The sequence below is a fragment of the Rheinheimera sp. 4Y26 genome (assembly GCF_025245835.1).
Classification (GTDB): domain Bacteria; phylum Pseudomonadota; class Gammaproteobacteria; order Enterobacterales; family Alteromonadaceae; genus Pararheinheimera.
On sequence record NZ_JAOBWS010000006.1, the window covers coordinates 126,400 to 151,877 of the forward strand.

Genomic DNA, 25,478 nt, shown 5'->3' on the forward strand with positions numbered 1-25,478 from the left:
CGCTCGGCATTAACTGCGCTGCGGGGCCGGTTCAGTTATCCATTCAGTCAGAGTGTCGTCGCGACAGACTGAAAGCTGCTGCTCAGCACAATCTGCTGCCGCGACTCAGACAATGCCAAATCCTGCTGCAAAATTTGTTCAATCGCAGCTAAATCCAGAATATTGTCGACACAAACCCAACAGTTGCGCGCTTTGTGTTTACCCAGATACAAAGCGGCATCGGCCAGTTGCACCAGATGCTGCCAGTCCATTTGCACCACTTCATTTTTTGCTTGCGGATACACCACAGCACCTATAGTACAGGACACCACAAGCGGGTTTTGGTTGGCCAGAACAAAAGGCTGGTCGTTCACCACAGTGCGGATACGCTCGGCAATATGGTGGTGATCGGTCTTTTGTTCCAGCCTCGCGACCAGTAAAAACTCTTCGCCACCCCAGCGGATCAGCATATCGGTCTCCCGAATGGCCTGTTTGATACGGCGGGCAAACTCAACCAGCACTTCATCGCCGGCATCATGGCCGAAGTTATCGTTAATTTTTTTAAAATGGTCGATATCCAGCAGGTAAAAGGCGATGGTGTGGCCTGTGCCATCCTGTTGTGAACGCCGGACATAATTCAGTTCCCGCTGGATATTTTGTTCAAAATAACGTCTGTTATGCAGACCAGTCAGGCCATCGAGCACACTGAGTGATTCAAATTGTTTCGCCAGTTTGCGGTTTTGCCTCAGCTGAATAGTGATCACCAGCAACACCAGCAACAAAATGGCGACAGCAGCCACCGTTAGCATCATCTGGCTTTTATGCTGTTCCTGTTCGGCTTTTTTCAGTGATTGTTCTTTTTCCAGCAGTTGGGTTTTGAGCTCCGACTCCAGCTGTAACCTGCTCAGTTCAGCATTTGAAGCCGACTGGGTGGCACTTTGTTTCAGCTGGGATTCCAGTTTGCTGATAAATAACTGATGCAGTTTTTCAAGGCCCACCAGGCGCCAGTCGGCCTGCTCCAGCAGTGCCATTCTTTTGTACAGATCCAATCTGACTTCAAGCGGTGTCTGCACGCTGAGTTGCTGACAGAGCTGTAAATTGGCAGGCTCGGCAATTTTCTGCAGCACCAGTTGCTGATAACAGTCGAGATAAAGATTGGTGGTCGGTTCCGCACTTCTGGGCGCCTTTGCTGCGTCCATCAGTAAACGCTGCGCCTCGGCTTTTTGCTGTAACTCAGCAGCTGATAAAGCGGAAAACAGTAACGAAGAGCGACGCAGCTCTTTATGAGCCGGGTCGACCTGCAAAAACCAGTGCAGCGCCTGCTGATAGTCCTGCAGATGCAGCGCAAAAGCCACGCCGATATTGTGGTGAGTCAGCGCGAGGATGTCATTGACATAAGCTGTTGTCTCCGGGTTTTGTGCTGGTAACTCACGAAGCCGTTTGATGGTGTCCTGTTGCAGCTGCACGCCTTTTTGCACATAAGTTTTGTCGCCGTACATCACATAAAGTGCCGCTGTGTTGAGCATCACATCATTCAGTGCTTCAGGGCTGGCTTGTTTAGCCAGTGACATGGCCAGTTCATAACTGCGAAAAGCGCTGGCAATATCGCCATGAGTCGACTGTAACCAGGCCAGGCCCGATACCACCTGAGTGGCAAGATCAATGTTTTTCGCACTGATGGCATCGTCATACAGCTGCATATACTCACGGACACTTTGTTCTAAGTTTTCGCTGTTGCTGGTGGCGCACATGTATCGATAGTGCAGGTCAAAATCGAGCGGTTTGGCTGCTTTGCATATTTGCAGTAAAGACACATTGTCGGAATTAATAAAGTGCTGGTAAGCCATTTCGTTATTGAGCTGATAACGCCGGGCTGCGCTGTTCGCCTTTTGCAATTGCTGCGTCAGCCATGAAAGCCGTTCTGCATAAGACAACTGCTGATATTCGTCAGGCAGTGGCGGCAGTTGCTTTAAGTCTGCGGCGCTGATGTTGTGCTGCGGTTCTGTGACAGCACTTGCCGGCGTGACAAACAGCAAGCCGCACAACAACAGTGACAAGGTTGTGCTAAGCCATGCTGGTTTTTTGGGCTGATGCTTTGTGTGTGTATCTGGATTTTTCTGTGCCGGGTTTTGTTTTGTGAAGCCGGATTTAGCTGAGTTTTGTCGATCTGAGCCTGGTAAAGCTGAACTATTTATACCGGAACTACTGATACCTGAACTTAGCATCTGCACACTTTGCATAAGATCCTTCCGCTGTTGTTGCGGGGTAACGGCTGCTATTACCCCGGCAGCAAATCCAGTGAACAGCATGCTTTTTGCAGGCGGGTAAAGTTCGTTCTGGCTTGCACTCAGACAGCTGCGCTGTCGACATGTTGTTGTACAGTTGTTTATGCACAATTATTTTTTAACACAACAAGTTATAGCTGTAAGTTCAGATGGGAGCCAGCTTTTTAACAGCTTGCATCAATAAAAAATGTGAATCCAATGATTAGCGGGAAGACATCTGGAGTTGCGGATATTGGGTTTTGTCGTCCAGACCCAGCAGTTTTTGCATCAGGCCGCGCTGATAAGCCAGCAGTTCGCCATTCTTCCGGTTCAATTGCTGACAAATTTGGGTATGTTGCTGCACCTTATCAAACAATTGGCGACTGGCGTTCCGTACTTTTTCCGGCAACATCGCCAATAAAGTTTCGATGCCTTGCTCAGACAAAGGTAACTGCATTTGCTGCATAGCGTTTTGCCGTTCTGTGGCGTTGTGTTGTAACTTTGCCAACAACTGATGCGCCTGCTGATTCAGCTGTTCCAGCTGCTCGCTTTGACGCAAACTCATTAAAATATACTGTTGTTGCAATACTTTACCCAGTTCAGCCAACAGTTCAGTGTCCTGCTGTAAACCGGCGATCACCACTTTCAGCGCTTGCTGGTTCATTTTCTGTGAAAGTCCAGAATGGCCTGAGCCAGATTGTCTTCGTCCATTGATAACTGACCATTGGCCAGCGCGACTTTAATTTGCGCTACTTTATCAAAGTCAACTTCACCATGTTGCGCCAGAGTATTAAACGCCTGCTGTATTGCCTGAGTGGTGCTGCTGATTTCGCTTTGTTGTACCTGACTCGCAGGTTGCGACGTCTTTTGCGTCACCTGCTGTATTTGCTGCTCGGTTTTTTGTACCGGCAGAATTTGTTTTGATTGGTCTATCTTGATCATGTTGCCTACCACGCGATAAAAGCTAAATCTGCTGTTAAGCATAATCAGCGACCAACAGCCGCTGAAACTTTAATGTGATTTAAAAATAGTTTGCACCCTGGCTTCTGCCACTACCTCAGCTTCAATCACCACACCGGACGACAGGTTCTGCACCTTAATCCGTTGTCCAAGCTGACCATCTTCCAACGCCAGCCCTTTAGTGCTGGCAGAAAAACCCTCGCTTTGCACTGTGATCAGCACATGGCTGCCTTTTTCTACCAGCAGTTGTGCTGTCAGATGTTGCCTGCTCAGCACTTGCCCCGCCGCAATTCGGCGTTTGACCTGCAGCCCAAGCAGCGCTTCGGGTTTGAGTTCAACGCCCAGTTTACTTTGTTCCAGCTCCGTCAGGCGGGTGCTCAGCATATCGGCGCTCAGCACTTCGTCCCGCTGAATTTGCCGGCTGGCCACCACCACCGGCAACCAGACCCGCACTTTGGCGGTGGCCCGGCTTTGCCAGCTTTTTTGGTCACGGCATTCCACACTATAGCTGGTGCGGCCCCAGGGCGCCTGCTGTGAATTGCTGCGGCTGATAATGAGTTTGTTACAGGTTGGTTTTTTCTGCAGCGCAGGCGGTAACGACAAGTCTATCTGTTGTTTGACCTGCCCCGTGGCACCTAACTGACGGGCAAAACGCTGCACTTCAGCGCTGATATGACTTCTGATTTGTTGTTCTGTACTGGCGCTGAGCTTAAGCGGAAGCGCCAGCAGGAGGAAAAATAACCACTTCCACAGCGGAAGTAATGCTTCCGTTTTGCTGATTTTCTGTGACAACCTGGTGTGGTAACTCATTCAATCATAGAGCCTTTTGATAGTGGCACAAAGCTTGTAATTCAGCCTCAGCTGCTGCGGTTTATTACAGGGTACAAAGATGGACATTTTTCATAAAGCTTTAGGCGTACATCCATTTTCGCTGCAATTACGCCTGGACAGAGCAGAGATTATCTCAGGCAATCTGGCCAATGTCGACACGCCCGGTTTTCTGGCACGCGATCTGGATTACACCAGCATTTTGCAGCAGGTAGAAAGTAATCTGAAATTTGGTGAGGGCCCTGTGCTGACCGGCGCAGATGTCAAAGCTGAGCATAAATACCGTATTCCATTTCAGCCCTCAGCGGATGGCAACACCTCTGAACTCAGTGTAGAGCAGGCGAATTTTGCTGCCAACAGCATGGATTTTCAGACTAGCCTGACCTTTTTAAATATGAAAATCAGCGGCTTACATAAAGCCATTAAAGGAGAATAACGATGTCATTTACCACTATTTATGACATTGGTGGCAGTGCAATGCGGGCGCAGGTGATGCGGCTTGATACTGTGGCCTCGAATCTGGCCAACGCCGACACTGCGGCTTCCAGTGCCGCTGAAGCTTATAAAGCCATTAAGCCGGTTTTTTCTGCTTTGTACAGCCAGGATTTTGATAACCGTAGTATGTCGGCCCAGGTGCAAACCATGGGCGTGGTGCAGTCTGACCGCACTGTTGAAAGCCGCTACGAACCCAACAGTCCTTTGGCCGATGCCGAAGGTTATGTGTTTTATTCCAACGTAAATCCGGTAGCTGAGATGGCAGACATGATGTCTGCTTCCCGTGCTTTTCAAACCTCAGTCGAAGTGATGGGGCGGGTGTCCAGCATGCAGCAGAGCCTGTTGAAGCTGGGTCAATAAGGAGTTTCTGATGTCTGCGATTGATAATAATTTTTCTGCCCCGACGCTGAACAACAGCAACAACATTGCCAGCAATGGCAAGCCCGATGCTGCGGCCTTATCCAGCATGTTTCTGGAATTACTGGTGGCGCAAATCAGCCATCAGAACCCACTGAATCCAATGGACGGTACCCAATATGTCAGCCAGCTGGCGGAATTCAGCAGTGTTGAAAGCCTGGAAAAACTCAATCTGCAGTCGCAGCAGCAACTGGGGTATATGAAAAGCCTGCAGGCGCTGGAAGCCACTGCCCTGGTGGGGCAGAAAGTGGATGTAAAAGCCGACACTATGTCGCTGGAGCAGCCTGCAACTATTAGCGGCGCCGTGAATCTGGGCGCACAGGTAGACAGCGTGACAGTGCGGCTTTATGACGCCGGCGGCAAGCTGGTTGACGAAATTAAACTGCAGAATCCAACCATAGGCACTTTACGTTTTAGCTTCCCTGAGCAGGACGCCGGTGCTTATCAGGTGCAGGCCGAAGTGAGCGTCAATAACAGCAAACAGCAGATCCCCACTTATCTGACCAATGAAGTGGAGCGGGTGTCGGTTGGCGCAGGTCCGGATGACATCATTCTGCAAGTGAACGGTTTAGGTAATCACTACCTCTTTGATATCAATCAGTTGTCGAAGGCAACAAAAAGTTAAAAGGATCAGATATGTCTATGTTTAACATTGGCCTCAGTGGTCTGTCTTCGACCCAGAAGGCGCTGGAAGTCACCAGCAACAATATCGCCAACGCCAGCACCGCAGGTTACAAAACGGCCAGCACAGAATTTTCGGCGCTTTATAACGGCGGCCAGCGCAGTGGTGTGAAGGTAGCGGCCACCAATGAAAACTTTGAAAAAACCGGCGGGCTGGTCAGCACAGGTCAGAGCCTGGATTTGGCGATTACCGGCAAAGGTTTTTTTGTGGTTTCTGAAAATGGCCGGCTGGCATTTACCCAGGCCGGACAATTTGGTCTGGACGAAAACCGCAATATCGTCAATAACAACGGCAGCAAATTGCAGGGTTTTGGTATAGATGAAAATGGCAGTTTGATCCCAGGTATTCTGACTGATTTAAAAGTTGAAGCGGCCAATATTCCGGCCAAAGCCACAGAAAATATTGCTTTTTCACTGAACCTGAATTCAGCCAGTGACCTGATCCCATATCCGGTGGCGCCAGCGGCTTTTGACCCGGCAGATGGCACAGCTTTTAACTATTCACAATCAACCGAAGTTTTTGATTCATTAGGCAATAGCCATACCCTGACGCAGTATTTTAACCACACAGGCGTGAATACCTGGCAGGTGCTTTATTACATCGACGGCAAGCCATTACCGGCTGCAGATATTAATCCACCGGCCGGCGCTGTGGTGAGCAGCGTTGAGGCCACAGATGATGCAGGTGTTATTACCACAGCAACAGCTTTAACCATCACTTTTAATACGGACGGCCAGTTAGAACCTATGGGCACCTTACCGGCTCCTCCGCTGGTACCGGCAGATAACAACGTGAATGACCCCTACAACGTGCGTGAACTGACACTGGATTTTGCACCGGCCGGTGCTTCGGTGATGGCGATTAAAGTGGATATGGTGAAATCGTCCCAGTTTGGCAGTGCTTTTGGTTTGTATGAAAACAATTCCGACGGTTACACCTCGGGTGAGTTTACCGGTGTGGCAGTGGCTGAGGATGGCAAGGTACTGGCCACTTTCTCCAATGGCGAATCCAAGCTGCAAGGCCAGATTGCGTTGGCCAATTTTGCCAATCCGCAGGGGTTGGAATCTGGTAATAACACTGTGTGGTATGCCAGTGAAGCTTCAGGTGCTGCCATTATCGGTGCGCCTTCTGAAGGTAGTTTTGGTGGCATTCTCGCTGGTTCTTTTATGGGGTCGAATGTGGATATCAGTGCCCAGCTGGTTGATTTAATGTCGTTCCAGCAAAGTTATCAGGCCAACGCCAAAACCATCAGCACTGCTGATGAAATGATGCAAATTTTGTTTAACGCAGTGTAAGGACTAAAGCATGGAACGTCTGATCCACACCGCAGTGTCCGGCGCCGACCTGGCCCAGACCGCACTGCGCATTACCGCCAACAATCTGGCCAACATCAATACCGTTGGTTTTAAAGCGGATATGGAACAAGCCAGGGCCATGCAAATTACCGGTGAAGGTTTTCGCACCAGATTTCAGGCCCAGCTGATGCCGGTGTCCACCGATCTTGCCGCCGGTGCCGTGATGGAAACGGGACGGGATCTGGATATTGCTGTCAGTGACAATGGTTTTATTGCAGTGCAGGACACCGATGGCAATGAAGCTTACACCAGAGCAGGAGAGCTGCAGGTAGCCGCAGATGGCAGCCTGATGGTGCATGGTTTCAGGGTGCAGGGTGGTGGTGGTGCCATAGTGCTGCCCGAATTTGGTGACATCGATATCAGTGCCGACGGCACTATCAACCTGCTTCCGGTAGGCGGTGGGGTCATTGAGCAGGACGAGCGCATCAAACTGGTCAGTGCCAATAATGTGGTGCTGGTCAAAGGTGATGATGGTTTGTTCCGCGCTGAAGATGGCAACCCGCTGGAGGCTGACCCTGCAGTGACAGTGCGCAGTGGTGCGCTGGAAGGCTCGAATGTGAATGCAGTGGAGCAGATGGTGAATACCATGAACATTAGCCGGCAGTTTGAGCTGAACATCCAGATGATGAAAGCAGCCGACGAACTGGCGGTGTCCGGTAACAAACTGATCAGCGCTTAAGCAACAGGAATTAATTGTATGAATTCAGCATTATGGGTAAGCAAAACCGGTTTGGCAGCGCAGGATATGCGGATGACCACCATCTCCAACAACCTGGCGAACGTCAACACAGTCGGTTTTAAAAAAGACCGGGTGGTGTTTGAAGATTTGTTTTATCAGGTGCAGCGCCAGCCCGGTACCCAGGCCGATGAAGTGAATCAGGTGCCGGCCGGTATTCAGCTCGGCACTGGTGTGCGGGTGAATGGTACACAAAAAGTATTTACCGAAGGCAGTTTTGAAACCACCAATAACCAGCTGGATGTTGCTATAGCCGGTCAGGGTTTTTTCCAGGTGGAAAGCCCGGATGGTGAGCTGCTGTATTCACGCAATGGCCAGTTTCATGTGAATGCCGACGGTTTAATTACCAATGCCAATGGTTTACCGCTGGCACAAAACATCACTATTCCGCCTGAAGCCACCAAAGTGACCATTGGCAGTGACGGTACTGTGTCGGCACAGGTTGCCGGGCAGGAGCAATTACTGGAACTTGGCCAGATCCTGACAGTGAGTTTTGTTAATCCGGCAGGTTTAGAAGCGCTGGGCGGTAATTTATACCGCGCCACCGCCGGTTCTGGTGAAGCACTGGAAGGGGTGCCGGGTGAAGATGCTTTTGGCCAGCTGCAGCAGTACACAGTGGAAGGTTCAAACGTCAGCGTAGTGGATGAAATGGTGAATATGATTGCCGTACAGCGCGCTTATGAAATGAATGCCAAAGTGGTGTCAGCTGCCGACCAGATGCTGAACTTTGTCACTCAAAGTATGTAACTGAGGATTTTCTGATGAAACAGGCTGCATCTTTGCTGTTGTTATTGCTGCTTGGTGCCTGCAGCAGTAAACCCGATAGTCCGCTGGCGGATGAAGACGACTGGGAGCGTTCGGCAACACCTCTGGTGACGCAGGAAGCGCAGCCCGCCAGTGCCGGCAGTCTGTACACAGAATCTTATATGTTCACCCTTTTTGCTGACAAAAGGGCGTACCGGGTGGGTGATATTCTGACGGTGCAGCTGGACGAGCGCACTCAGTCAAGCAAAAGCGCCGACACTGCGCTGGACAGAAACACCAACGTGAATCTGGGGGTGCCGCTGGCCGGTAATGCCAATGTGTCGGATTTGTCGTTGCGTATCAATAATGGTCAAAATTTTGAAGGCGAAAGCAGCGCCAGTCAGCAGAATTTTTTACGTGGTGCCATTACAGTGCGGGTGATGGATGTCGCGGCCAACGGCGCTTTAACCATCCGCGGTGAAAAATGGATCAAGCTGAATCACGGTGATGAATATATCCGGCTGCAAGGTGTGGTGCGCCCGGAAGATATTGATGTCACTAACCGTATTTCGTCGCAGCGTATTGCCGATGCCCGTATCAGTTATGCCGGTAAAGGCACGCTGGCCGATGCGGCGGAAGAAGGCTGGCTTAGCAAGCTATTTTCCACTTACCTTAACCTGTTTTAGCGAGTGTTCAGATGCGTATTTTATCGCTGTTGATCATCGGTTGTTGCTGGTTTAGCTCGGCTGCTTATGCCGGCAGCCGGCCTTTATTGGATATTGTGGATATTCAGGGGGTGCGCGACAACCAATTGGTGGGTTATGGCCTGGTGGTTGGTTTGCCCGGCTCAGGTGACAAAGCTCAGGTGAAGTTTGCTGCTCAGTCACTGAACAACATGCTGAAACAGTTTGGTGTGCAGCTGGATGAAAGTACCTTGCCCAAGTCCAAAAACGTTGCAGCAGTTGCGGTGCAGGCCACCTTGCCACCTATGGCAAGTCCGGGTCAGGCCATTGATGTCACTATTATGTCGCTGGGTGATGCCAAAAGCTTGCATGGTGGCAGTTTAATGCTAACGCCGCTGCGCGGAGTTGACGGCAAAGTGTATGCACTGGCGCAGGGCAATCTGGTGGTGGGTGGCATTAATGCCGAAGGTAAAAATGGCTCTTCTGTGACTGTGAACGTGCCAACAGCGGGCATTATTCCTGGCGGCGCCATTATTGAGCGCAGCGTGGAAAGCCTGGAGCAGAATGGCGATTTAGTGCTGAATCTGAAAAAGCCCAACTATAAAACTGCACGTAATGTGGTGACCGCCATTAATAGTACTTTTGGCCCTCAGGTCGCCAGAGCGGAAAACTGGTCTAAGCTGGTGATTAGTGCACCGCGTGATGCCGACAGCCGCAATACTTTTATGGCGATGTTACAGGATTTAGTGGTGGAAGAAGGGGCGCAGCGGCCCAGAGTGGTCTTTAACAGCCGCAGCGGTACTGTGGTGATCAGTGATGAAGTCCGGGTAAAACGGGCGGCCGTCAGTCATGGCAACCTCACCATCACCATCAGTGAGCAGGAAGGCGCCATTCAGCCGTTACCCTTCAGTCAGGGACGAACAGTACCAACCCAGAGCAGTGGTGTAGATGTCAGCCAGCAAACCGCCAATATGATGGTGTGGCCTGAAGGCACCTCGCTCGACACTATAGTTCAGGCAGTGAACAGCATGGGGGCAACCCCGGCCGAACTGATGTCCATCTTACTGGCGCTGGATAAAGCCGGCGCCCTTGATGCTGATGTGGTGGTGATCTGATGCAGAGAATCGACAATTCCCAACAGTTAGCTTTTGACCCGCAACAAGCGACTCAGGTGCAGAAAAACCTGACGGAAGAGCAGTCGCTCGTGCAGGTTGCCGAGCAGTTTGAAACTTTGTTTTTGCAGATGGTGCTGAAAAATATGCGTTCAGCCAGTGATGCAATAGCAGGGGAAGAGGGCATGTTCAGTAGTCATGAACAACAAATGTTCCGTGATATGCACGACAGCCAGATGGCGCAACAGATGGCGGCCAACAGCCAGACCGGCCTGGCTGAACAGATAGTGCGGCAGTTCTCAGCGCAGCAAAACAATGCCCTTGTTGATAACACCGAAAATTTTTCTCCTCCGGTATTAAAGTTACCGCCGGAAACGGTCGCTGAACAACAGTATCAGGACTATAGCGTTATGTCGGGTTCAATGGCGCTGAGTCAGCCGCTGCAAAGACCGGTGGTCTTTAAAGAGAATAACGAATGAGCATGTTATATAACGGTGTATCCGGTTTAAACGCGTCGAGCGCTGGCTTGCAAATTGTCAGTCAGAACGTGGCCAATGCCAAAGTGGCGGGTTATAGCCGGCAAACCGTTATTCTGCAAACTAATGATGGCGCACTGAATGGCGTAAAAATCACCAAAATTGAACGGATAGTGGATGGTTTTCTCAACGACGATATCTGGCGCACCAAATCAGATTTGAATTATTACGAAAGTTATCAGGATTATCTGGGTTATCTCGAAGAAGTGCTGGGCACAGATTCACTGAATCTGAATGACGCCGTTGCCAAACTGAATTCTGCATTTAATGCTGCTTTATCCTCGCCTGAGTCGCCAGCCTATCGCCAGCAGGTCATTTCGTCTGCCAGCGCTATGGTGCAAAACTTACAACAGCTCAATGGCGCTTTAACCGGCCAGGTGGAAAAACTGGGTTTTGAACTGACAGCGCTAACCGGTAACACCAACACTGTACTGGCAGATATTGCTGAATTAAATGCCAAAATAAGTGAAGCCACGGCATTGGGCCACGATACTTCGGTGCTGATGGATAACCGCGAGCAGGCCATTATTGAGTTATCCGGTTATATCCAGGTGGATGTGACCAATCAGGCTGATGGCAGTTTACATATCACCACACTGAACGGCTCACCGCTGGTGATGGCCGGCAAAGCTGCCACCCTCAGTGTGGCTGGCACAGATGTTACGCTTAAGTTTAATAATCAAACCTTCTCCATTCCAACCGGAGTGGGGGGCAGTTTAGGCGGATTGTTAAAAGTAAATGCCGAGGTGCTGGAGCCGAGCCGGCTTGAACTAAATACTCTGGTGTCTGGTATTGCTGATGCGTTGAATACCGCACTGTCAGAAGGTTTTGATTTAAATGGCAATGCCGGTGTGCCGCTTTTTGTTTATAACGCCGCCGATCCGCTCGGTTCTATTGAAGTAAACACGACGCTCACAGTTGACCAACTGGCGTTTCGTGGCCGGGTGCCGGATGGTTTTGGTGGCTGGTTACCGGCAGGTGGCAAAGGTGACAACAGCAACCTGATTAATATTATCGACTCCATGAAAGGTGTGGCCGGCGGTTATGACACCCTGATTGGTAAGCTGGCCATTCAGAGCAAACAAGTGCAGTCGAGTATCAAAACTTCGGTAGTGCTGCATGACAAAGCAATCGCGGCCCGTGCCAGTGTCAGCGGGGTGAACCTGGACGAAGAAGCGGCAAATCTGACCTACTACCGGCAGCTTTATGAAGCAAATGCCAAGGTAATTAGTACGGCAGATCAAATGTTTATGACTTTAATGGCGATGTTCTGAGGATAACACAATGCGGATCAGCAGCAGCCAGTTTCATGACAGCACCATCCGGAATATTCAGGACAGCAGTGCCAAATACAGCCAGCTTTCAGTGCAGATGGCTACCAACAAACGCATCACCCGGCCATCAGACGATCCACTGGGCAGTGTGCTGGTATTGCGGCTCAATTCTGAACTAACCTCACTGGCACAATATGGCCAGAACATGGAGCTTGTAACCTACACGCTCAGGCAGCAGGAAACCCAGCTAACCAGTATTAACAACCTGTTGTTTTCATTGCAGGAACTGACAACAGCAGCGGCGGATGCTTCTTATGGTGAAGCAGAATTAAAGGCGATGGGTAACGAAATGGCGGTATTAATGCCGGGCATTGTCGACTTACTCAATGCCAAAGACGGCAACGGCAATTACCTGTTTGCCGGCAGTGAAATTGACAAACAACCTTTTATTACCGATTTGGCCGGTGTTTATTCGTATCAGGGCGATGCGCTGGTGCGCAAAGTGTCGGTGGCAGAAAACACCCTGGTGGATGCCAATATTGTTGGCAGCGACTTAGTGCCGGGCGCCACCTTTTTAAATGATTTAAAAGATTACGTCGCTTTGTTACAAGCGCCACCAGCCGCCGGTGTGGGCACTGAATCACGCGATATGATGGTAAAACTGACAGAAGTACTGGCCAATACCACCAGCGCTATCACTAAAATCGGTGGTATTGTCAGTTCACTGGAATCGCTGGAATTTACCAACAGCGATATTTCACTCTTTACCGAAAATTTGCGCAATGATTTGTCGGTGGTGCATTATCCGTCCGCTTACATTGAAATGAATAATGCGCTGGCCGCTTATGAGTCGACCCTGAAGGTGTACAGTTCAGTGTCGCAACTTAGTTTGTTCCGTCAGCTTTAAGGCAGGGGCTTTATGTTAGTTGATAGTCTGAAACAAAGTGGTTCACTTGCCAGCAGCATCACCGGTGCCGCTGCAAAGGCTGCTGCCTCTACCACTGAACGTGCTCAGACAACCCAACCGCAACATCCTAAGTTACAACAACAGCTTAATACGCTGAGCCAGTGGAGTGTGAATGCCGATGTGTCACGCCAGCTGGCAAAAAATCAACAGGCAGAACAGCAGCTCAGGCAGCTTTATCAGCAACTGGAACAATTAAAAAAACAACTGCATCAGGCGCAATCTGCTGAACAACGCTTACAAATCGTCGCGCAAATGGAGCAGATGGAAGCGCAGCTCAAACATAAAGATAGTGCCATTACTAAGAATTTTGAGCTGGCGCAGCAGCCCGGGCAGAAAGTGAGTGCGCAGCTGAATAACAAAATTGATTTATTAAGCCCGCGCAAACAAGCCGAACGTTTGCAAATCAACCTGTCCGATGGCAGCAAAGTACAGCTGAATTTTCCGGCCAATCAAAGCCAGGACAGCAATCTGGACGCCATAAAAACTGCGTTTGCGCCGCTGCAAATTGACGTGCGCCAACAGCACAACCAGTTAATTTTCAGCACCCCCGCCAATCAGGGCAGTAAATTAAGCCAGCCATGGCAGTTGCAGGGTGAGGGCATTCGTATTGCTGCCGGTAACCCGGTCACTGTAAAGCTGCAGGAAGCGCCAGGCACATTAAGCACGCTGGCGCAGCTGTCACAACAGGTCGAAAACCAGCAGGTTTACCAAAGCGAAATTAAACTTGCCCAGCAAAAAATTCAGCAGGTGCTGCGTCAGGTGCAGGCAGAACGCCAAATGCTGGTGGCCAAACTAAACAGCCTGCGTCTTGCCGGCGCCCGCCAAACCGAAGACGACGTTTATGTTGTCAGTCAGGAATTAAAACAACAGATGCAAATGGGCGCCGCCTCATCCATGTCCGCCATTATGGCGCAAGGCAACGTCACCCGCGGTTTGGTTGAGTTTGCTTTGGCGCAGTAGGGTTAGCAGGGGGCTTTTTCGCCAAAAGAGTAGCCTGAAACATTTTGCAAAGCAGTATCAATCCCGCATCAGACTTACGCAAAAAACATTACCAATTTTTAGCCTGGCAACATGCCGACTCTCAGTCTGTGTATAGACTGCTAGTAGGATTAGGTGAAGCTAAAAAACAGCTACAACTAGAGGTTTAAAGGCTTTAGCCATTGCGCTGATTTAGCTCCCGCAACAATTCTTGCCCCTGTAGCTGCAGTTTGTGCTGTTTACGTAGTTCTTCTGCCTGCGGTATCAGCAGATTCAATCGTGATCTGTAACGAAGCAAAGATTCGTCACTGATTCTGCGGCCAAAAGCACTGATTTTTTCAATATATCGGCCAACATCTTCAATATGCAGCACATTGTCGGGCATTGCTGTTTTAAATTCGGCTCTGTCACTGAAGGCGATAATAGAGAAAATTTTCTCCGTTTTAATAGTGCTGTCGATTTCAAAAAAATGCGCCACTGCTTCGGTGTGTTTGTAGTTTTGTCTGATTGGGCTTGGGAACTGATTTTTTCTGCGATAGTGCTGCACCACCCAATGTGCATGATGTTGCCCACCAAAAATCCAGCCTTGGTAATTTTTCACTTCGATCACAAAAATGCCAAAAGGACTCACCAGCAAATGATCAATTTCGGTTAAGTCGCCTTGGGCTGTTTTTAGGATCACATTGTGATAATGCCGGTAGTCGTCTGATAGCCGATTGCTCAGAAGCTTCGCTAGTTGCCGCTCTGCGATAAAACCCAGGTACTCGCTGCGACTCATTCCCCAAGGGGTTTGGAACAGCAGTCTAAACAGGAAGAATACAAACAAAGCGGCCACCAGCCAGAGCAACTGTTGCGACACGCTGCTCAATCTTGACGGCTCTGCTTTGGGTAACAACACAGGGGAACCCACTGCCGGAGCGGTGACCTGAGTAGTGACTGCTTGTTGAGCAACTGTAGCCTGGCTGGGCGCAGCAAAATACTCCCGGGGTTGTGGTGGTACAGGCTGTTGGCAATGACGGCCATAACTTTTTACCGCATCCTGATAGGACGGTAAGTGCTGATGTTGCTTAAAGCGTGATATCTGCCCGGCAATTAACAGGCAGGCACTTTCGGAATATTGCACATAATTTGTGGGGGCACCGGCTTGCAGGTTATGACTATTAAAAGTCAGAAACAATAAGGCGTATGACCGGAGATGTTTGAGGTTATTTTTTTGAAAAAAATTAGAAAAATTCTGGGCTAAAAAGCTCATTTGCAATCCTTTGCAGCGGTTTTGTTGTCTGTATCGAGTTTAATTACCCTGCTTCACTTTGTGGTTGTTGGCTTTTGTTTAGCCTGCAAACACTCTTTCTCTGTGATAAGCCAAATACGGTTGGTGTGCGTCTCGTACTTTTAAATACATTTTAGGGCTGATGCCGAGTACGTTCGGCTGCTCCAATACCGATGACAGCAAAATGGCCCCATTTTTTTCAAACGTTATAAAACCTTTATCAAAAGCTTTGTCGATATTAGCCAACAATAACAAGCCGTTATGTGGGTCCAGTCGTTCGATATTATTCGCAGCGCGCCATGGCTTAATATGGGATGCAACCAGCATGGCAGGCATTGGATAGCCAGTAACAGCGCAACCTTGCCATTGTTGCAATAAATGCTCACGAAAGCGGCCTTGACCAAGCCTTGTATTAATAAGGACTGATTTTTCTGTTGGCGATAGATTTACAGAGGCTTGAATTTCATCAAGGTCAGCAGTCACATCAACCTGACCTAAGTCGGCCAGAAACTCGCCATAATTTTTTAGAGCATTGCTGTACATGGCTTTGCCGCGAGCATCTTTGGCTTTAAATTCAGCAAGTTCACGCAGTGGTGTTACGGTGCGTTGGTAGTGGTGATAAGAGCCGATGTCGGTAAGGATTTTATCTGTTAATCCATGTTGCTTGGCCATCTCACTGAGGCTGCCTTGGACTGCACCGAGATAATTGCGGGCAGTTTTTTCCGATTTGCCAAGTTGCTGTGCCCAGCGCTGATAAAGTTCAGGTAAGCGTGTTAAGTTCATTGTCAGAGCTAAACGTAGATCAGCGCTAATAATGCTACTTTGAAAAAACTCAAACAATTCATCGTCCAGCGATGCATAAGCAATTTTGCTTTTGCTGTATCGGTCAACCGTAGAGGCATCAACTCCTGCTTGATAATGCAGATGCCAGAAACCTTCAGAACGTAAATGAAAAAAAGGGTTTTCCGGTGTATCGGCGTCATTGCCAGCCCTTAGTCGCATAAAATGAATACTAAAACAATGCTTAAGCTCAGCATTTAGCTCAATACGGTTACGCTGAATTGCACCGATGCTTATTAAGTCCATTACCGCAAGCAACAGACATACCTTATGCGGTTTGTTGTGGCCGTTTTGTCTCAGTGTGTTTAAATCCTGAAACTTATGTAGATAAAACTCTAGGCTCATCCGTGACTTACCCTGTCATCCCTTTTTTAGAACCACAGTCTGCCACAGGACATCGTTGCGGCCAAGGGCATCAGTTTCTAAATGGGTTATCTGTAGTGGGGAAAGTGGTAATTGGTGCTGCAAAACAAGTTGTAGGATTTCATCGCTACTGACCGTGTAGCTTAGGCGACCATCGGTAAAGGTGCCGTGGCGCAGTGTGATAACAAGCAAACCGTCGCTGGCCAGAAGGCGATTTAATACCGGCAGCGCTTGGTACCGTTCAGTGAGTGTTAAATGCATCCAGACCGCAGACAATAACACTATTTCAAAACGACCTTGCTGATCTTTAAGCCTTGGCAGATTGGGCAGTTCATCCGCAAGCCATTTAATATTTTGGTGTTCAGGCAGTTGATTGCACAGGTTAATCGCTTGCTCACGCAAAGCATCAGCTGGTTCCACTGCCGTGACTGTAAAACCAACTTCGGCTAAATAGCGGGCGTCGCGTCCCGAGCCTGCGCCAATATCCAATGCGTTCCCTGGAGCTAGATCACTTAGTAGTTTTAACCATTGTCCGTGCACATCCTGAGCAGTAACAGCTTCGTACTGTTGGACAAATTCATGTGCCTTGTCGTGGTAAAGACTCATTTTCATGTCCTGTAACTACTCAATGCAGTTATTGGCGGCAACACCTGCAAGGATATAAAGCGCTGTGTTTTTAAACATGACCCCACCAGTGATTGGTGGGTCATGTGCGTGCGAGGATTATGGTATCTGATTGTAATTTATAATGCTTTGATTTTACCAGTGTAGATAACTAATGATTGCGATCACTCCACGTTCTGGATCTGCTCTCTCATCTGCTCAATCAAAACCTTCAATTCAACAGCCGTATTAGTAATCTCGGTAGAAATCGCTTTAGAAGACAAGGTATTCGCTTCGCGGTTAAATTCCTGCATCATAAAATCGAGTCTGCGGCCTACGGCGCCGCCTTGTTTTAAGCTGTGGCGGGTTTCTTTAATGTGAGCGTCGAGGCGGTCGAGCTCTTCAGCCACGTCAGACTTTTGTGCCAGGAAGGCCATTTCCTGTTCGAGACGGTTGTTGTCGAGGTCGGCTTTAATTTCCTGCAAACGTGTAAGCATTTTGTCGCGTTGCCACTGCAGTGCCTGTGGCAGGTGGGTGCGTAAGGTGGCTACGTGGCCGGCAATCTGGTCGAGGCGGTCGCGCAGCATTTGTTCAATAGCGGCACCTTCGCGGCCACGGCCGGCCTGGAAGTCTTTCAGGGCAATATCAAAACCGGCCAGTAACTCGGCCTGCAGGCTGTCCATATCGGCTTCCTGGGTTTCCATCACACCTGGCCAGCGCAGAATATCGGCCACATTCAGTTGGGCTTGCGGGCATTTATCCAGCAGTTGCTGCGCAGATTGCAGCAGCTGATTGGCAAAAGTGTCGTTAATTTTCAGCTCGCCGGTGCTGTTGGCGGCGCTGTAACGCAGGTTAATTTCCAGTTTGCCGCGGTTCAGGTTTTGCCGCAGTTTGTCGCGTAACAGCGTTTCTATACCACGGAATTGCTCAGGTAACCGAAAATAACTCTCGAGATATCTTTGGTTAACTGAGCGGATTTCCCATACTGCGTTGCCCCAGGCGGCTTTAATTTCGTGGCGGGCGAATGCGGTCATGCTATGGATCATGCAACTGTCCTTTAAAAACTACAAAAAACTGAGTATACCCAGAAGCGGCATAATAGCGAAATTTGTGTTGCTGCTGCTTGGTGTAGCCTGCCATTTTGGTAGCTTTTGCGGCTTCAGATAACGCTACGCCAGGGCAAAACTGCAATAGCTGAATCGTTCAGCCGCATTTTGGAAGGGCGCAAGCTGTGGATGGCTTTGCCGCGCACAAGCCACTATAATGACCGGCTGAAATTTCAGCCAACCCAGTAAACAGAGGTCCTTCATGCGTCCAAGCGGCAGAACAGCCAGTCAAATCCGTCCTATCAGTTTCACCCGTAATTTTACCGCTCATGCCGAAGGTTCGGTGCTGGTTGAGTTTGGCAACACCAAGGTGCTTTGTACCGCTTCGATTGAAGAAGGTGTGCCACGTTTTATGAAAGGACAAGGCAAAGGCTGGATCACCGCTGAATACGGCATGCTGCCACGCGCCACTCACACCCGTAACGACCGTGAAGCTGCCCGCGGCAAACAAAGCGGCCGCACTATGGAAATTCAGCGCCTGATTGGCCGTGCGCTGCGCGCCGCTGTGGATTTATCTTTGCTGGGTGAAAACACCATCACTTTTGACTGTGATGTGATTCAGGCCGACGGCGGCACCCGCACTGCTGCTATTTCCGGCGCCTGTGTCGCTTTATGTGACGCTTTAAGTTTTTTACGTGCCAAAGGCAGCATTAAAACCAATCCACTGAAATATATGGTGGCTGCGGTTTCGGTTGGTATTTATAAAGGCGAAGCAGTAGCCGACCTGGAATACACCGAAGACTCTGCTGCCGACACCGATATGAACGTGGTAATGACTGAAACCGGCAAACTGATTGAAATTCAGGGCACTGCTGAAGCTGAGCCTTTTAGCTTTGAAGAAATGCAGGACATGATGGCGCTGGCCAAAACTGCTATCCGTGAAATTATCGACGAACAAAAACGTGTTTTAGCCTGAGGTAATGATGAAAGCTTTTCAGATTGAATTTATTGAGTTTGCGCTGAGCCGTCAGGTGCTGAAATTTGGCTCTTTCACGTTAAAATCAGGCCGTACCAGCCCGTACTTTTTTAATGCCGGTTTGTTTAATACCGGCGGCGATTTAGCCAGATTAGGCCGTTTTTACGCCGCTGCAGTGCAGGATTCCGGCATTGAGTTCGACGTGCTGTTTGGCCCGGCTTATAAAGGTATTCCTATTGCCACTACTACGGCAGTAGCGCTGTATGACCATCATCAGCGCGACGTGCCTTATTGTTTTAACCGCAAAGAAGCCAAAACCCATGGTGAAGGCGGCAATTTGGTGGGCTCACCGCTTAACGGCAAAATTATGCTGGTGGATGATGTAATTACCGCAGGCACGGCCATTCGTGAATCGATGCAGATTATTCAGGCGCAGGGCGCTGAACTTGCCGGTGTGCTGATTGCGCTGGACCGGCAGGAGCGGGGGCAGGGTGAACTCTCGGCCATTCAGGAAGTTGAACGCGATTTTGGCACTAAAGTAGTGTCAATTATTGGCCTGAATGACCTGATTAACTACCTGCAGGGCAAACCTGAGCTGGCAGAACATCTGGATGCGGTGCGGGCTTACCGGGCGCAATATGGTGTCACGCTTTAACAGGCTTTTCAGACTATCTTCAGCTAAATTTGCGATAACAGCACAGGGCCAGCATGCTGGCCCTTTTGGTCAGAGCGCAATGAAGCCTGAAATTAAAAGGCATCAGTAAACACAACAGCAGCAAATTTTTGCGAACAGGCAGGAAAATTCGTGATCAATAAACCCAATGGCAGCGGTTTGGGCCGCATTGTTAAAGCAACCGAATGTTCACGCAAAGGTTTTGTCGCCGCCTGGCGTTTTGAAGCGGCGTTCCGGCAGGAAGCATTATTGGCGTTGCTGCTGTTGCCTTTGTCGTTCTGGCTGGCACAGTCGGCCCAGCATTGGGCTGTGCTGGTATCGGTGTTATTGCTGGTGCTGATTGTAGAATTACTCAATTCAGCCATTGAAACCCTGACCGACAGAGTAAGCCTGGAGCGCCATGAATTGTCGGGCCGCGCCAAAGATTTAGGCTCTGCCGCTGTGACTTTAAGTTTAACTGTGGTGGCTATTGTCTGGGGCGTGGCGCTCTGGCAAAAACTGAGCTAAAGCCGCTGTTATATCGGCCTCTACTGAAACATACTCTGGCGCAATAACGCCCACTGTGCAGCAAAATGCTGACTGGGCAACCGGCTAAAACCAGAGCGCACAAACTGGTGAATTTTGCCTTCACACAGCGCCAATAATAAGTTGGCCAGTTCGCCCTCATCCTGCACAAAACCTTTGCCTTCGCGTAATTTACGCTCGCGCAGGCATTGGCGCAGCTGCAGCTCCAGTTTATCAAACAGCAGCGCCACTCTTTCCCGCAGCCGCTCCTGCTCGCCTTGTAAGGCGTCGCCGGTCAGAATACGACACATGCCGGGGTTGCGGTCGGCAAACACCAGTAGCATTTGCAAAATCAGCTCCACACGCTGTTCGGTTTGTTTGTGTTCCTGCAGAATTTTGCTGATGGTGCCAAGCAAAGTGGCTTCAATAAATTCTATTAAACCTTCAAACATCCGCGCTTTGCTGGGGAAATGCCGGTACAAAGCCGCTTCCGACACGCCAACCTGAGCGGCCAGGGCCGCTGTGGTAATACGTTGCCCCGGATGGTTTTCCAGCATAGCGGCCAGCGCCTGCAGAATTTCATCTTTGCGGTTGTGACTGCGTACTGTACTCATAGCATCCAACCCTGAGGTTTATCTGGCAGAGCTCTCATCGGGTCTTAGTGTTTACCGGAATGGCCAAAACCACCTTCACCTCTTTCGCTTTGCTCAAAATCCAGCACCAGGCTAAAGTCAGCCTGTACCACCGGCATAAACACCAGTTGCGCAATACGGTCACCCGGTTGAATGGTAAAACTGTCGGAGCCACGGTTCCAGGTAGAAACCATCAGCTGACCCTGATAATCCGAGTCAATTAAACCCACCAGATTGCCCAGCACTATGCCGTGTTTATGGCCTAAACCTGAACGTGGCAAAATGGTGGCGCATAAATTCGCGTCGCCAATATGAATGGCAATACCGGTTGGAATTAAAAAGGTTTCACCTGGTTTTAGTTCCAGCGGCGCGTCTAACAAAGCGCGTAAATCCAGACCGGCCGAGCCAGGTGTGGCATAAGCTGGCAGTGGGTATTCGGTGCCAATGCGTGGGTCCAGAATTTTCAGTTCGATGCTTTTTTTCATTTTTTATATTGCTCAACAATTAATTGAATAAGGGCAGTTGCTAATGTGGTTTTGTCCTGCAGCGTCAGCGATTGCTGCAGATTGTGACCAAAAACAGTGACGGCATTTTGTTCGCTGTTAAAACCCTGACCTGCCACTGAAACGTCATTGGCACAAATCAGGTCGAGTTTTTTGCTTTGCAGTTTTTGCAGGGCATAAGCCTGCACGTTTTCAGTTTCGGCGGCAAAACCCACGGTAAAAGGGCGTTTTTCGGTTAAAGCTGATACTTGCGCAATAATGTCGGGGTTTTTCACAAGTTGCAGTGTCAGTTCGTTTTTATCTGCGGTTTTTTTCAGTTTCTGGCCCGACACTTCCGCCATACGGTAATCAGCCACTGCGGCGCAGCCAATAAAAATGTTGTGCTCTGGCGCTGCAGTAAGCGCAGCCTGATACATGTCCTGGGCACTGACCACATCAATACGGTTAACACCTGCCGGCGTTGTCAGCTGCACCGGGCCGCTGATTAGCGTGACTTCAGCACCAAGTTTGGCAGCGGCATCCGCCAGCGCATAACCCATTTTGCCTGAACTGTGGTTACTGATGTAACGCACGGGGTCTATCGCTTCGCGGGTTGGGCCTGCGGTAATGGCAATTTTTAAGCCGGTTAAAGGTTTGGGGCTTTGCTGAAAAAACGCCACTACCAATTCAGCCAGTTGCAGCGGTTCTAACATGCGGCCCATGCCCACATCACCACAGGCTTGCTCACCGGCTGCCGGGCCATAGATGTGAATATTTCGTGAAATTAAAGTTGCTAAATTGCTCTGGGTGGCTATGTTTTTATACATCTGCTGGTTCATTGCCGGCGCTATGGCAAAAGGCGCATTGGCCGCCAGAATGCAGGTCGTCAGCAGATCATTCGCCATGCCGTGTGTGATACGGGCAATCACATCGGCAGAAGCTGGCGCCACCAGTATAAAATCAGCCCAGCGCGCCAGTTCAATATGACCCATGGCAGCTTCAGCGGCGGGGTCTAATAAAGATTGGCCAACAGGGTTACCCGACAACGCCTGTAATGTTAGCGGCGTAATAAATTCGCTGGCAGCCGGTGTCAGAATAACCCGTACTTCGGCGCCACGCTCTTTTAAGCGCCTGACTAAATCCGCACTTTTATAAGCGGCAATACCGCCGCTGATCCCTAACAGAATGTTTTTGCCCTGAAGCGGCAACAAATTGGCAGCTGTGGTCATGGAAAACAGGCCCGGAGTCGACAAAGTGGCCGCTAAGATAACACGAACTTCAACTCAAGGACGAGAGATGATGAGCATCAAACAATGGCCACAGGCCGAAAGACCCAGAGAAAAATTGCTGGCGCATGGCGCGGCTTCCTTAACCGACGCCGAGCTGTTGGCAGTATTTTTAGGCAACGGCCTGATAGGGGTGGATGCACTGGCTTTATCGCGGGAGCTGTTAACCGAATTTGGCAGTCTGAAGCAGTTTTTCAGTGCCAGTGCGCAGAAATTCTGTCAGCGCCGTGGTTTGGGCATAGCACGTTATGTCAAAACTCAGGCGGTGCTTGAGCTATGCCGGCGCTCTTTATATGAAGATTTAAAACGGGATGTGGTGTTCAGCGAGCCGGCGCTGGTAAAAAATTATCTGCAATACAGCATCGGCATGGAAAAGCGCGAAGTTTTTATGTTGTTGTATTTAGACAGCCAGCACCGGCTGATTAAAGCAGAACCGCTGTTTTACGGCACAATAGATGCGTCACCTGTGTATCCGCGTATTGTAGTTCAAAGCGCTTTAGCGCATAATGCCGCCGCCGTTATTTTGGCTCACAATCATCCATCCGGAGTTGCTGAGCCGAGTCGCGCTGACAGAGCTATAACGGAGCGCCTGACCCAAGCCATGGCTTTGGTCGATATCAAGTTATTGGATCATTTTGTGGTCGGCGACGCAGAGGTCATTTCCTTTGCAGAACGCGGCTGGCTTTAAGATCTGATCGGATCGCAAACAAGATCGGTTAAATTCAAGGCAGAATTACCTTGAGTTTTAGCCTGGGATCCTGTATAAATTGCGCCCTTTCAGAAATCCGGGGCATTCTTCCAGGCCAGAAGGATGACGATAGCTCGAGCTGAAGTAATTTTGGAGAAACATTGACATGTCTAGAGTGTGCCAAATCACTGGTAAAGGTCCGATGGTAGGTAACCGTCGTTCACACGCCAACAACGCAACTAAGCGCCGTTTCCTGCCTAACCTGCAAACTCACCGTTTCTGGGTTGAAAGCGAAAACCGTTTCGTATCGCTGCGTCTTTCAACACGCGCTATGCGTATCATCGATAAAAATGGTATCGATGCAGTTTTAGCTGATCTGCGTAAGCAAGGTCAAAAGGTTTAAGGATTAGAAAATGCGCGATAAAATTCGTTTAGTTTCTTCTGCTGGTACCGGCTTTTTTTATACAACTGATAAAAACAAGCGCACCATGCCAGAAAAAATGGAAATCAAAAAATTCGATCCTAAAGTGCGCAAGCACGTGATTTTCAAAGAAGCGAAAATCAAATAATCGGATTTATTTCCAAAAGCAAAACCCGGTCCTGTACCGGGTTTTTGTTTTTTAGCGCCGCCAACAATGATCGTGCTGTTGCCCGTCCTGCCCGTTAAATACCGCAGATGGCTGTTGCTGTCATTTTCCCCCACGCTGTTTTTGTCCACTGCCTGCGTCCCGGCAAAAGCCGCTGCTGCACTAGGCTTGTGTTGTGGCATGCATTACACTGCATTTTTTTGGTTGAAGGTGAGCAGGTTATGGCGCTGAGCCGACGCGACTGGAACAACATCATCATTTTTGCCGTGCTGGGGCTGATGTTGCTGTTTTTTATCGTGCCACAACAATTGGCCTTGTTAAAACAGCAACAGCAGCAGACCGAAAAGGTGATCGCTGACGGTTTTAGTTTGCTGCAATTGCAGTTTGCGCAAACCAATGTGCAACAAGCCGGCACTGCCTGGCATTTTCAGCCGCAGCTGCCAAGCAAAAACAGCGCCGCTGAAATTGCCAGTGCCTGGCAGCAGCTGCAACTGCAGGCTGCGGTGAAGCCCGTCACACTGGAAGCGCCGCCGCTTGCCACTGTGGTGCTGCTGTTAGCCGGAGCAGACAGCGCACAGCATTGGTGGTTGTATCAGCATCAGCAGCAATATTATTTGCAGCGTCAGGGGCAGTCTGCGTTATACCCCATCACCGAAGTGCAATATCAGCAGCTGTTTCCGCAGCTTCCAGTCCAGTGAGTGTGATTGATGCCTGAATTACCAGAAGTTGAAGTGTCCCGTTTGGGGATAAGCCCGCATTTACAGGGCCGGACTCTTGTTGCCATGCAGGTGCGCCAGCGCCAGTTACGCTGGCCGGTGCCGGATGAAGTGATAGCGCTTTGCAATGAGCCCATCCTGGGGGTATCGCGCCGGGCTAAATATCTGCTGATCCATCTTAGTGCCGGTGACATTCTGGTTCATCTGGGTATGTCGGGGAATCTGAAACTATTGCCCGCGGCAACAGCGCCCGGCAAACACGACCATGTCGATTGGCTGCTCGACAACCAGACCTTGCTGCGCCTCAATGACACCCGCCGTTTTGGCGCTGTGTTATGGCAAGCCAAAGGCAGCTTGCATCCGATGCTGGCGGCACTTGGCCCAGAACCGTTAACAGATGAGTTTACTGCTGAACATTTGCACCTTTGCTGCCAGAAACGCAGCAGCGCTATCAAACTGGTGCTGATGGACAATCATGTGGTGGTTGGGGTTGGTAATATTTATGCCAATGAGGCTCTGTTTAAAGCCGGTATTTTGCCAACACGACCTGCCAATAGCCTGACGCTGGCGGAATGTGCGGTGCTGACTGAAGTGGTAAAACAAACCTTGCAGTTTGCCATCACTCAGGGTGGCACCACGTTAAAAGACTTCAGTCAGGTGGATGGCAAACCCGGTTATTTTAAACAGGAATTACTGGTGTATGGCCGCGGTGGTGAAGCCTGCACCGCATGTGCCACAGAATTGCGGGAAGTGCGGCTGGGGCAACGCAGTACTGTGTATTGCCCGGATTGTCAGCGTTAAC

31 protein-coding genes are annotated in these 25,478 nt (G+C 49.8%); 20 read left to right on the top strand and 11 right to left on the bottom strand.

What is annotated here, in order from left to right; translation table 11 throughout:
• Positions 1–47 precede the first annotated feature (47 nt).
• The 4 genes from N3Z11_RS09720 to flgA form a co-directional block, all read right to left on the bottom strand.
• A complete protein-coding gene (locus tag N3Z11_RS09720) occupies positions 48–2,036 on the bottom strand; it encodes a sensor domain-containing diguanylate cyclase (RefSeq protein WP_260656980.1) in 1,989 nt (662 codons plus the stop codon).
• A 430-nt stretch (positions 2,037–2,466) separates the two neighbouring features.
• Positions 2,467–2,907: a flagellar protein FlgN gene (locus N3Z11_RS09725; protein ID WP_260656981.1), complete on the bottom strand. Its 441-nt coding sequence runs from the start codon at positions 2,905–2,907 to the stop codon at positions 2,467–2,469.
• Entirely contained in the window at positions 2,904–3,185 is a 282-nt protein-coding gene (flgM, locus tag N3Z11_RS09730) for a flagellar biosynthesis anti-sigma factor FlgM (RefSeq protein WP_260656982.1), read from the bottom strand. Before flgM ends, N3Z11_RS09725 begins: the two co-directional genes overlap by 4 nt.
• 69 nt (positions 3,186–3,254) lie before the next feature.
• Positions 3,255–4,013 carry a flagellar basal body P-ring formation chaperone FlgA gene (gene flgA, locus N3Z11_RS09735; RefSeq protein WP_260656983.1) on the bottom strand — a complete coding sequence of 253 codons (759 nt, stop codon included), beginning with the start codon at positions 4,011–4,013 and terminating at the stop codon, positions 3,255–3,257.
• A gap of 79 nt (positions 4,014–4,092) precedes the next feature.
• Between flgA and flgB the strand changes: the two genes are divergently transcribed.
• From flgB to N3Z11_RS09795, 12 genes are read left to right on the top strand one after another with little or no spacing between them, the layout of a single operon-like run.
• On the top strand, positions 4,093–4,467 hold the full coding sequence (gene flgB, locus N3Z11_RS09740) for a flagellar basal body rod protein FlgB (protein ID WP_260656984.1): 375 nt from the start codon (positions 4,093–4,095) through the stop codon (positions 4,465–4,467).
• A 2-nt stretch (positions 4,468–4,469) separates the two neighbouring features.
• Complete coding sequence (flgC, locus tag N3Z11_RS09745; protein WP_260656985.1) at positions 4,470–4,886, top strand: flagellar basal body rod protein FlgC; 417 nt, start codon at positions 4,470–4,472, stop codon at positions 4,884–4,886.
• Positions 4,887–4,896: 10 nt separating this feature from the next.
• Entirely contained in the window at positions 4,897–5,568 is a 672-nt protein-coding gene (locus N3Z11_RS09750) for a flagellar hook assembly protein FlgD (protein WP_260656987.1), read from the top strand.
• Positions 5,569–5,579: 11 nt separating this feature from the next.
• Positions 5,580–6,920 (top strand): flagellar hook-basal body complex protein, encoded by a 1,341-nt coding sequence (locus tag N3Z11_RS09755; protein ID WP_313771351.1) that lies wholly within the window; start codon positions 5,580–5,582, stop codon positions 6,918–6,920.
• Between the two features lie 10 nt (positions 6,921–6,930).
• On the top strand, positions 6,931–7,659 hold the full coding sequence (locus N3Z11_RS09760; RefSeq protein ID WP_260656988.1) for a flagellar basal body rod protein FlgF: 729 nt from the start codon (positions 6,931–6,933) through the stop codon (positions 7,657–7,659).
• A gap of 18 nt (positions 7,660–7,677) precedes the next feature.
• Positions 7,678–8,463: a flagellar basal-body rod protein FlgG gene (gene flgG, locus N3Z11_RS09765; RefSeq protein WP_260656989.1), complete on the top strand. Its 786-nt coding sequence runs from the start codon at positions 7,678–7,680 to the stop codon at positions 8,461–8,463.
• 14 nt (positions 8,464–8,477) lie between these two features.
• Positions 8,478–9,146: a flagellar basal body L-ring protein FlgH gene (locus tag N3Z11_RS09770; RefSeq protein ID WP_260656990.1), complete on the top strand. Its 669-nt coding sequence runs from the start codon at positions 8,478–8,480 to the stop codon at positions 9,144–9,146.
• A gap of 11 nt (positions 9,147–9,157) precedes the next feature.
• On the top strand, positions 9,158–10,258 hold the full coding sequence (locus tag N3Z11_RS09775) for a flagellar basal body P-ring protein FlgI (RefSeq protein ID WP_260656991.1): 1,101 nt from the start codon (positions 9,158–9,160) through the stop codon (positions 10,256–10,258).
• On the top strand, positions 10,258–10,734 hold the full coding sequence (locus N3Z11_RS09780; protein WP_260656992.1) for a rod-binding protein: 477 nt from the start codon (positions 10,258–10,260) through the stop codon (positions 10,732–10,734). Before N3Z11_RS09775 ends, N3Z11_RS09780 begins: the two co-directional genes overlap by 1 nt.
• Positions 10,731–12,065, top strand: a complete 1,335-nt coding sequence (gene flgK / locus N3Z11_RS09785; RefSeq protein ID WP_260656993.1) for a flagellar hook-associated protein FlgK — start codon at positions 10,731–10,733, stop codon at positions 12,063–12,065. Before N3Z11_RS09780 ends, flgK begins: the two co-directional genes overlap by 4 nt.
• 10 nt (positions 12,066–12,075) lie before the next feature.
• Positions 12,076–12,972 carry a flagellar hook-associated protein FlgL gene (gene flgL / locus N3Z11_RS09790; protein WP_260656994.1) on the top strand — a complete coding sequence of 299 codons (897 nt, stop codon included), beginning with the start codon at positions 12,076–12,078 and terminating at the stop codon, positions 12,970–12,972.
• A gap of 12 nt (positions 12,973–12,984) precedes the next feature.
• Positions 12,985–13,992: a hypothetical protein gene (locus N3Z11_RS09795; protein ID WP_260656996.1), complete on the top strand. Its 1,008-nt coding sequence runs from the start codon at positions 12,985–12,987 to the stop codon at positions 13,990–13,992.
• A gap of 193 nt (positions 13,993–14,185) precedes the next feature.
• Here N3Z11_RS09795 and N3Z11_RS09800 read toward each other — a convergent pair whose 3' ends face one another.
• The 4 genes from N3Z11_RS09800 to N3Z11_RS09815 form a co-directional block, all read right to left on the bottom strand.
• Positions 14,186–15,133 carry a nuclease-related domain-containing protein gene (locus N3Z11_RS09800; protein WP_260656997.1) on the bottom strand — a complete coding sequence of 316 codons (948 nt, stop codon included), beginning with the start codon at positions 15,131–15,133 and terminating at the stop codon, positions 14,186–14,188.
• A gap of 207 nt (positions 15,134–15,340) precedes the next feature.
• Positions 15,341–16,465, bottom strand: coding sequence for an HNH endonuclease (locus N3Z11_RS09805; protein ID WP_260656998.1), 1,125 nt, complete (start codon positions 16,463–16,465; stop codon positions 15,341–15,343).
• 15 nt (positions 16,466–16,480) lie between these two features.
• Positions 16,481–17,089, bottom strand: a complete 609-nt coding sequence (locus tag N3Z11_RS09810) for a class I SAM-dependent methyltransferase (protein ID WP_260656999.1) — start codon at positions 17,087–17,089, stop codon at positions 16,481–16,483.
• A 182-nt stretch (positions 17,090–17,271) separates the two neighbouring features.
• The gene (locus N3Z11_RS09815) at positions 17,272–18,120 is read right to left on the bottom strand and encodes a YicC/YloC family endoribonuclease (protein WP_260657000.1); all 849 of its coding nucleotides are present in this window, start codon (positions 18,118–18,120) and stop codon (positions 17,272–17,274) included.
• A 274-nt stretch (positions 18,121–18,394) separates the two neighbouring features.
• Between N3Z11_RS09815 and rph the strand changes: the two genes are divergently transcribed.
• The 3 genes from rph (at position 18,395) to N3Z11_RS09830 (ending at position 20,288) form a co-directional block, all read left to right on the top strand.
• Complete coding sequence (gene rph / locus N3Z11_RS09820) at positions 18,395–19,108, top strand: ribonuclease PH (protein WP_260657001.1); 714 nt, start codon at positions 18,395–18,397, stop codon at positions 19,106–19,108.
• A gap of 7 nt (positions 19,109–19,115) precedes the next feature.
• The gene (gene pyrE, locus N3Z11_RS09825; RefSeq protein WP_260657002.1) at positions 19,116–19,763 is read left to right on the top strand and encodes an orotate phosphoribosyltransferase; all 648 of its coding nucleotides are present in this window, start codon (positions 19,116–19,118) and stop codon (positions 19,761–19,763) included.
• 150 nt (positions 19,764–19,913) lie between these two features.
• Positions 19,914–20,288 (top strand): diacylglycerol kinase, encoded by a 375-nt coding sequence (locus tag N3Z11_RS09830; RefSeq protein WP_313771352.1) that lies wholly within the window; start codon positions 19,914–19,916, stop codon positions 20,286–20,288.
• A 20-nt stretch (positions 20,289–20,308) separates the two neighbouring features.
• Here the strand turns inward: N3Z11_RS09830 and slmA are convergent, their stop codons facing one another.
• From slmA to coaBC, 3 genes are read right to left on the bottom strand one after another with little or no spacing between them, the layout of a single operon-like run.
• On the bottom strand, positions 20,309–20,899 hold the full coding sequence (gene slmA / locus N3Z11_RS09835) for a nucleoid occlusion factor SlmA (RefSeq protein ID WP_260657003.1): 591 nt from the start codon (positions 20,897–20,899) through the stop codon (positions 20,309–20,311).
• A 44-nt stretch (positions 20,900–20,943) separates the two neighbouring features.
• A complete protein-coding gene (gene dut, locus N3Z11_RS09840) occupies positions 20,944–21,402 on the bottom strand; it encodes a dUTP diphosphatase (protein WP_260657004.1) in 459 nt (152 codons plus the stop codon).
• Entirely contained in the window at positions 21,399–22,628 is a 1,230-nt protein-coding gene (gene coaBC / locus N3Z11_RS09845) for a bifunctional phosphopantothenoylcysteine decarboxylase/phosphopantothenate--cysteine ligase CoaBC (RefSeq protein WP_260657005.1), read from the bottom strand. The genes dut and coaBC overlap by 4 nt, the downstream gene beginning before the upstream one ends.
• Positions 22,629–22,698: 70 nt before the next feature.
• Here coaBC and radC point away from each other — a divergent pair, with 70 nt between their 5' ends.
• The 5 genes from radC to mutM all read left to right on the top strand — a co-directional run bounded on the left by radC (position 22,699) and on the right by mutM (position 25,477).
• On the top strand, positions 22,699–23,373 hold the full coding sequence (gene radC, locus N3Z11_RS09850) for a RadC family protein (RefSeq protein ID WP_260657006.1): 675 nt from the start codon (positions 22,699–22,701) through the stop codon (positions 23,371–23,373).
• Positions 23,374–23,539: 166 nt separating this feature from the next.
• Entirely contained in the window at positions 23,540–23,776 is a 237-nt protein-coding gene (rpmB, locus tag N3Z11_RS09855) for a 50S ribosomal protein L28 (RefSeq protein ID WP_260657007.1), read from the top strand.
• A 10-nt stretch (positions 23,777–23,786) separates the two neighbouring features.
• On the top strand, positions 23,787–23,942 hold the full coding sequence (gene rpmG / locus N3Z11_RS09860; RefSeq protein ID WP_031566726.1) for a 50S ribosomal protein L33: 156 nt from the start codon (positions 23,787–23,789) through the stop codon (positions 23,940–23,942).
• A 239-nt stretch (positions 23,943–24,181) separates the two neighbouring features.
• On the top strand, positions 24,182–24,658 hold the full coding sequence (locus tag N3Z11_RS09865) for a hypothetical protein (RefSeq protein WP_260657008.1): 477 nt from the start codon (positions 24,182–24,184) through the stop codon (positions 24,656–24,658).
• 9 nt (positions 24,659–24,667) lie between these two features.
• Positions 24,668–25,477 carry a bifunctional DNA-formamidopyrimidine glycosylase/DNA-(apurinic or apyrimidinic site) lyase gene (gene mutM, locus N3Z11_RS09870; RefSeq protein WP_260657009.1) on the top strand — a complete coding sequence of 270 codons (810 nt, stop codon included), beginning with the start codon at positions 24,668–24,670 and terminating at the stop codon, positions 25,475–25,477.
• Position 25,478: the final 1 nt, after the last annotated feature.